Raw genomic sequence first — 7,154 nt, 5'->3', positions numbered from 1 at the left:
AAAGTCGCTGCCACGGTGTGCTTTTTCGCGACATAAAGTCGCTGCTACGATGTGTTTCTTCGCGATATAAAGTCGTAGCTACAATGTGTTTCTTCGCGACATAAAGTCGCTGCTACGATGTATTTTTTCGCGACATAAAGTCGCTGCTACGATGTATTTTTTCGCGACATAAAGTCGCTGCTACGATGTGTTTTTTCGCGATATAAAGTCGTAGCTACGGTGTGTTTTTCCGCTACATAAAATCCGCTGCTACGATGTGTTTTTTCGCGATATAAAGTCGTAGCTACGGTGTGTTTTTTCGCGGCATAAAGGCTCTGTTACAGTGTATTTCTTCGCGACATAAAGTCGCTGCTACGGTGCGTTTTTTGCGGCATGAAAGATCGCGGCTACTCGTGGGATTTCATCGTCTAACGTTGTGGCCATATCGCGCCAATAAAAAACCCCGCTGGCTGGCGGGGTTTTACAATCATCTCAAAAGCATCATCTTATTGAGCTTTTGCATCCTTCATATAATCAAAGAACTTGCTATCCGGTGATAACACCATAACGTCATTCTTATCTTTAAAGGTATTTTTATATGCTTCAAGCGAACGAACAAACCCGAAAAACTCAGGGTCTTTATTATATGCTTTAGCGTAAATGTTTGCCGCCGTTGCATCACCTTGACCGCGAACCGCGCGAGCATTACGCTCAGCATCTGCAAGCATTACTGTCACTCGACGATCAACATTAGCACGGATGGTCTCCGCCTTCTCTTGACCCTCAGAACGGTGCTCTTTCGCCACAGCTTGACGCTCCGCACGCATACGCTGGTAGATCGAGTTACTTACTTCGTTAGGTAGGTTAATTTGCTTAACACGGACATCAAGTACTTCAATCCCAAGCTCAGTTGCACTTTCAGACGCTTGAACTAACGCTTCTTCCATTAGCTCGCTACGTTCACCAGATACTATTTCTTTAATAGTACGCGAACCGAAGTTTGTTCTTAGACCGTTGTTCACCTTTTGCTTAAGTAGCGTTTCAGCATACTGTTTATCACCACGCGCACGTAGGTAATAAGCACTAAAATCATTCACGCGCCACTTAACGTAAGAATCCACGATCAAGTCTTTCTTCTCGCTCGTTACAAAGCGATCAGGTTGACCATCAAGTGTTTGGATCCGTGCATCTAATTTACGTACTTGGCTAAAGAAAGGCACTTTCAGGTGAAGGCCAGGTTCATACACCAGAGCATCGCCATTCGCGTCTTTTTGTACCTTGCTAAATAGCAGTACAATTGCTCTTTGACCTTCGTTTACTACAAAGATACCAGAGAACGACATGATCACGGCAGTGACTAATAGAAGTAGACTAAAATTCTTCATATTGATTATCTCCCGTTACCAAATCTGTCGCGATTAAATCTATCACCGCCTGAATTGACAGAGCTATTTTGCTGTTGAGTACCTTCAATCGTTCTACGAAGCTGCTCAATATCGCTCTGATTTGGCAAACGTACTGGTGACGAAGCGTTGTTATGGGATTGCATAATCTTATCAAGTGGTAGATACAGCATGTTATTACCACCTTCAACATCAACCAATACCTTTGAGCTACGGCCCAAAACTTGCTCCATTGTATCAATATATAAGCGTTTACGCGTTACTTCTTTCGCAGCTTGGTATTCTGGTAGTAACTTTTCAAAGCGCTCCACTTCACCTCGAGATTCAAGGATTATACGCTCGCGATAAGCTTCTGCTTCTTGCGTCATACGAGTCACTTGACCACGCGCACGCGGTTCAATTTCTTTCGCATAAGCTTCTGCTTCACGAATGAAACGCTCTTCATCTTCTTGTGCAGCAATCGCATCATCAAATGCGTCTTTTACTTCTGAAGGAGGACGCGAGTCCTTAAAGTTAACGTCTGTAACAATCAAACCAAGATTGTATGGTTCGATAATACTGTTTAGCTCTTCCCAAGTGCGCTGACGAACCACTTCACGACCCGTAGTTAACACTTGGTCCATGCGAGAATGGCCCACAACGTAACGTAGAGCACTGTCTAGCGCTTGTTGTAAGCTGTGATCAGCATCGGTCACACTGAAACGATAAAGCGTTGGATCTACAACACGATATTGCACTTCAAACTCAACACTCACGACGTTTTCGTCTTCCGTAAGCATAAAGCCTGAAGCCGACAATGAACGCACCGCTTCAATATCTACAGGAATAACACGCTCGATGAACGTGGCTTTCCAGCGCAGACCCGGCTCAGCAATACGGTCAAATTTACCAAATTGCAACACGATACCGCGCTCAGCTTCTTTTACCGTGTAAATACCACTTAGTGCCCATACGATGGCTGCGATAATAAGTATAAAGACGAAACCAGCACCGCCTAATCCGCCATTACCACCTTTCCCCGGCTTACCGCCGAAAATACCGCCGAATTTATTACCAAATTTACGGAATACTTCATCTAGATCAGGTGGGCCTTGATCCCGCCCCCCGCGGTTTTTCCACGGATCGTTATCATTGCCATTATTACCCGGTTCGTTCCAGGCCATAGCTATACTCCATTGTTATTTAAATGAATTAGGTTAAATCTAACAAAATTCGAGCGACTCTCATATAAAAATACGCTCGAAATTGACGATTTTTAACTACCAACAACCAAATCATTGAGATTTCGCCCGAATTCCTTATTGAGCTTTTCCCATTCGATTTTTGGCATTCTTACCGAAACAAGCCAGTTGCCTTGCTCGTCGTAGCCTTTTTCATCCACGGCATTAAGCTCAAATAGTGCACCTCGTAAGCGCCCAAGCGCAGGAGGTACGGCAAGCTCAGCTGTGAAAACGGTTTTTGCCAACAACTCTTTAACGGCGTCGAATAACAACGAAATCCCTTCTCCAGAGTGGGCACTTAACCACACTCTGATCGGTTTTCCTTCATCGTCCCTATCTATTCTAGGCGCAACTTCGTCCATTAGATCAATTTTGTTGTAGACTAAAAGTTGAGGAATGTCATTGGCTTCAATTTCCTCTAGAACCAATTGTACCTGTTCTATATTTTCTTTTCTTCTCGGATCTGCAACATCGATGACATGAAGCTGTAAATCCGCCTCACGAGTCTCTGTTAAAGTCGCCTTAAATGCTGCTACCAAGTCATGAGGTAAATGACGAATAAAACCTACTGTATCTGCTAAGATAACGGGGCCAACATCATCGATTTCGATCTTTCTTAGCGTAGGATCAAGCGTTGCGAACAATTGGTCCGCAGCATATACATCCGCATCCGTAATTTTGTTAAACAGCGTCGATTTACCCGCATTGGTGTAGCCTACCAGAGAAACAGTTGGGATCTCGTTACGACTACGCGCTCGACGCCCTTGCTCACGCACAACGGCTACCTTGTCTAATCGTTTACGAATACTCTTAATTCGCTCTCTTAGTAACCGTCTATCGGTTTCTAATTGGGTTTCACCAGGACCACGTAAGCCGATCCCCCCTTTTTGCCTTTCTAAGTGCGTCCATCCTCGAATTAAGCGCGTAGAGATATGCCTTAGCTGAGCAAGCTCAACCTGCAATTTACCTTCGTGGGTACGGGCTCTTTGCGCGAAAATATCTAAGATCAGCGTTGTCCTATCTAACACTCGGCACTTACAAACGCGTTCTAAATTGCGCTCTTGTGAGGGACTGAGTTGGTGGTTAAATATGATGACATCTGCGTTGTGGATGTTGACAATCTCGGCAATTTCTTCAGCTTTACCCGTTCCGACAAACAACTTTGCATGTGGTGCTTGACGGCTGCCTTGCACAACCGCCACACTACTAACACCAGCAGAAGAAACTAGCATTTCCAATTCACGTAGATCTTCGCGATCTCCTTCGTGAGGAAATTCTATATGAACCAAGACTGCCTGTTCGCCGGCTTCATAACGGTCAAACAAGCATTAAGCTCCTACTAAAAAGAATTAATAATTACCTTCTTCACCTTGGTCGCCCGCTTCACTTCCGGTTGCATTTTGGAAGTTAACCGCACGAGCTGGAACCACAGTGGAGATGGCGTGTTTGTAAACCATTTGGTTTACTGTGTTTTCAAGCAAAATCACAAATTGGTCAAATGACTGGATCTTGCCCTGTAATTTAATGCCATTCACTAAAAAAATTGAGACAGGAATGCGCTCACGACGCAAGACATTCAAAAATGGGTCTTGTAAAGATTGGCCTTTTGCCATTTTCTTATCCTTCGTTTTAGGTGTTATTATGTCAGGTCGTTGATTTAATCAGAACACGCTGATTTAACAACTACTATTAGCTTAGCGAAGTTAGAACACGTTGCAAGTTTTCTTGACTATCGGTGTCAAGCCAAGTCACATCTTGCCACCCCCTCAGCCAAGTTAATTGCCGCTTCGCCAGTTGTCTGGTCGCTGCGACGCCTTTGAAAACCATTTCGTTATAATCGCACTCGCCAGCTAAATACTCCCACATTTGCCGATATCCGACACAGCGAATAGAAGGCAAATCAGGGTGTAAATCTTTACGTTGATATAAGGCCAAAACTTCATTTTTAAAGCCTTCATCCAACATTATTTCAAATCTTTTCTCTATACGTTCATGTAAGACTTTTCGGTCACTTGGTGCAATCGCAAATTGATGAAATTGATACGGCAATGCACCCTGTTTGCTTTGCTGCAATTGAGTCATCGTTTTACCACTAATGCGATAAACTTCCAAAGCACGGTTGATACGTTGCGAATCGTTTTCGCTGATTTTAGCCGCGGCTTCTGAGTCAATCTCTTTTAACTGTTGATGCAGCGCAGGCCAACCCTTTTGTTCGGCTTCGCGCTCCAATACCGCTCTGATTTCAGCATCAGCCTCTGGTAATGGCGACAGGCCTTCAATCAAGCCTTTAAAGTACATCATGGTGCCACCCACTAAAATTGGCACCTTGCCACGCTGATGAAAATCGTCAATTAGTTTAATAGCATCAGCACGAAACTCAGCAACCGAATAGCTTTGTGCTGGATCAATAATATCAATTAGGTGATGTGGTGCCTGTGCTTGCTCTTGTACGCTCGGCTTTGCCGTACCGATATCCATCCCTTTGTACACTAACGCCGAGTCTACACTGATGATTTCGGTATTTAACGCTTGGCATAACTCTATGGCCAATGCGGTTTTGCCCGCTGCTGTCGGTCCCATTAGGGTAATGACAGGTAACTTGTTCACATCTAACCTACTAATAAACTGCACTAATCTCGTATTATAGCTGATAGTACATGGTAATTAATACCTACTTAGGCACGAATTACTGCGAACTTAAAAAACTGACCAACTTCTGGGCATCAATTGTAACCGCACTTTTATGAATACGAGCCAAACATGAGGCTTTTGAAAGTAATTTTTCTTTAACTAAATCAAAATGCTGGCTATCGAAATAGCTACTGGGTGTTGAGACTTCTAGCCACTGTAACCAATCTTGGAGTTCAGCATCTGAGCTTGGTTCCATCATCTGCTTAGAAATTTCACCAACATCTATGCTATAGAGCGACACTGGCAACTTTTTAACTAAAATATGACCATCAAAAATTTCAATCGCGAACCCTAAAATTGCCAACCAAGTTTCACGCTGCTGTAATGCTTCCAGTGCGGCTTTATCTAACTTGATGCGCACGGGTAACAACAACGCTTTGCCTTGCAATGTGCCATCTTGCTCAATTTGCATTTGCCAATATGGCAACAGCCCCTGCCTACAATCACCAAACAACAAATGATTGTCTTGCTCAAGTATGACTTTACCTTGTGGTAACAGCATCCAGCTAGATTTACTAGCGGATATCGGGGCGCTACTTACTTCACTTGACGGTAATGCAGCTTCTTCAATTTGATCGAAGTGCTGCATCTGTTGATGTGATAGCCCTTGATAGAGCTGGTTTACATTCACCTGTTTTTTGCCACCACCTGTTGCACCGCCATAATTACTTCGGCCACTACTTGAAGCTGCTCTTGATGCCTCAGAGCGCTCGCCGAAGGCACTTGGAGCCGAATAGGTCTGTGCTTGCGTTTCGGGCTGTAAGGTTGAACGGTAACTTTGATGATAGGTTTCATCTACCTGTTCTTGAGGCGCAAATAATGGCGATGCGATATCAGGTGCTTGAGTCTCGGTCTCGCTTGCACAAGATAAATCAATTTGCTCCGTCGCGACCTGCTTTATTGCTTGTACAATAAAGTCGTGAACCAAGCGCGCTTGATGAAAGCGAACTTCGTGTTTCGCTGGATGGACATTAACGTCAACTTGTCTCGGATCTAACTCAAGATATATGACAAAACCGGGAAGCTCTTCATGCCCGATTGATTCATCAAATGCTTGGCGAATCGCATGCAAGATGAGCTTATCTCGCATCATACGACCGTTTACGTAGGTATATTGTGTGCCGTTGTTGACCCCCGCAGGTAACACCCAACCGAATAACCTTAGTCCCTCATGCCCTGAGTCGATAAAGCTTGCTTGCTGTAAGAATGCTTTACCACCAACTTGCGCAACTCGCTCAACACCTTTTTCAATAGTGCGTGGGCGATATTGGCGAACCACCTTTTGGTTATGAGTGAGCGTGATGGCAACATCAAAACGACTCAATGCAATGCGCTTAACCAGTTCATCAATATGACTAAACTCGGTTTTTTCGGTGCGTAAAAATTTCCTGCGCGCTGGCGTGTTGAAAAACAGATCTTTGACTTCAATCGTGGTACCGTCTGGGTGCGCGGTAGGTTGAACCTGCACAGCCATATCTCGCCCTTCGGCGAAAGCTTGCCAAGCTGTCTCTTGTGCTTGGGGCTTAGAGCTCAGAGTCAGTCGCGATACTGAACTGATGGATGCCAGCGCCTCACCTCGAAAGCCAAGCGAAGCAATACACTCCAGATCATCTAAACTTTTCAGTTTACTTGTCGCGTGGCGAGACAATGCCAACATCAGCTCGTCTTTAACAATACCGATACCGTTATCACGGATCCGAATAAGCTTGTGTCCTCCACGCTCAATGTCTATTTGAATGCGTGTCGCACCTGCATCAATACTGTTTTCCACCAGCTCTTTCACGACGGATGCTGGCCGCTCCACCACCTCACCGGCAGCGATTTGGTTGGCTAACCGAGCTGGAAGTATTTCTATCGTCAT

General features: G+C 44.6%; 6 protein-coding genes. All 6 read right to left on the bottom strand.

Features of this window, described 5'->3' with window-relative positions:
- Positions 1-485: 485 nt before the first annotated feature.
- Entirely contained in the window at positions 486-1,364 is an 879-nt protein-coding gene (hflC, locus tag MHN32_RS20540; protein ID WP_010377388.1) for a protease modulator HflC, read from the bottom strand.
- Between the two features lie 5 nt (positions 1,365-1,369).
- Positions 1,370-2,545 carry an FtsH protease activity modulator HflK gene (gene hflK / locus MHN32_RS20535; protein ID WP_010605650.1) on the bottom strand — a complete coding sequence of 392 codons (1,176 nt, stop codon included), beginning with the start codon at positions 2,543-2,545 and terminating at the stop codon, positions 1,370-1,372.
- Between the two features lie 92 nt (positions 2,546-2,637).
- Complete coding sequence (gene hflX, locus MHN32_RS20530) at positions 2,638-3,927, bottom strand: ribosome rescue GTPase HflX (RefSeq protein WP_010605651.1); 1,290 nt, start codon at positions 3,925-3,927, stop codon at positions 2,638-2,640.
- Positions 3,928-3,951: 24 nt separating this feature from the next.
- On the bottom strand, positions 3,952-4,215 hold the full coding sequence (hfq, locus tag MHN32_RS20525; RefSeq protein WP_010377383.1) for an RNA chaperone Hfq: 264 nt from the start codon (positions 4,213-4,215) through the stop codon (positions 3,952-3,954).
- A 76-nt stretch (positions 4,216-4,291) separates the two neighbouring features.
- Positions 4,292-5,182 (bottom strand): tRNA (adenosine(37)-N6)-dimethylallyltransferase MiaA, encoded by an 891-nt coding sequence (miaA, locus tag MHN32_RS20520; RefSeq protein WP_039841147.1) that lies wholly within the window; start codon positions 5,180-5,182, stop codon positions 4,292-4,294.
- 106 nt (positions 5,183-5,288) lie between these two features.
- Positions 5,289-7,154, bottom strand: coding sequence for a DNA mismatch repair endonuclease MutL (gene mutL, locus MHN32_RS20515; RefSeq protein ID WP_237117149.1), 1,866 nt, complete (start codon positions 7,152-7,154; stop codon positions 5,289-5,291).

Source organism: Pseudoalteromonas sp. Of11M-6 (assembly GCF_022347905.1).
Classification (GTDB): domain Bacteria; phylum Pseudomonadota; class Gammaproteobacteria; order Enterobacterales; family Alteromonadaceae; genus Pseudoalteromonas.
This window is presented reverse-complemented; position numbering and strand designations above follow the sequence as displayed.

Bases quoted from the DNA above. Each gene is read 5' to 3' on its own strand.
- hflC (WP_010377388.1), bottom strand. From the start codon at position 1,364: ATGAAGAATTTTAGTCTACTTCTATTAGTCACTGCCGTGATCATGTCG.
- hflK (WP_010605650.1), bottom strand. From the start codon at position 2,545: ATGGCCTGGAACGAACCGGGTAATAATGGCAATGATAACGATCCGTGG.
- hfq (WP_010377383.1), bottom strand. From the start codon at position 4,215: ATGGCAAAAGGCCAATCTTTACAAGACCCATTTTTGAATGTCTTGCGT.
- miaA (WP_039841147.1), bottom strand. From the start codon at position 5,182: ATGGGACCGACAGCAGCGGGCAAAACCGCATTGGCCATAGAGTTATGC.
- mutL (WP_237117149.1), bottom strand. From the start codon at position 7,154: ATGACGATAGAAATACTTCCAGCTCGGTTAGCCAACCAAATCGCTGCC.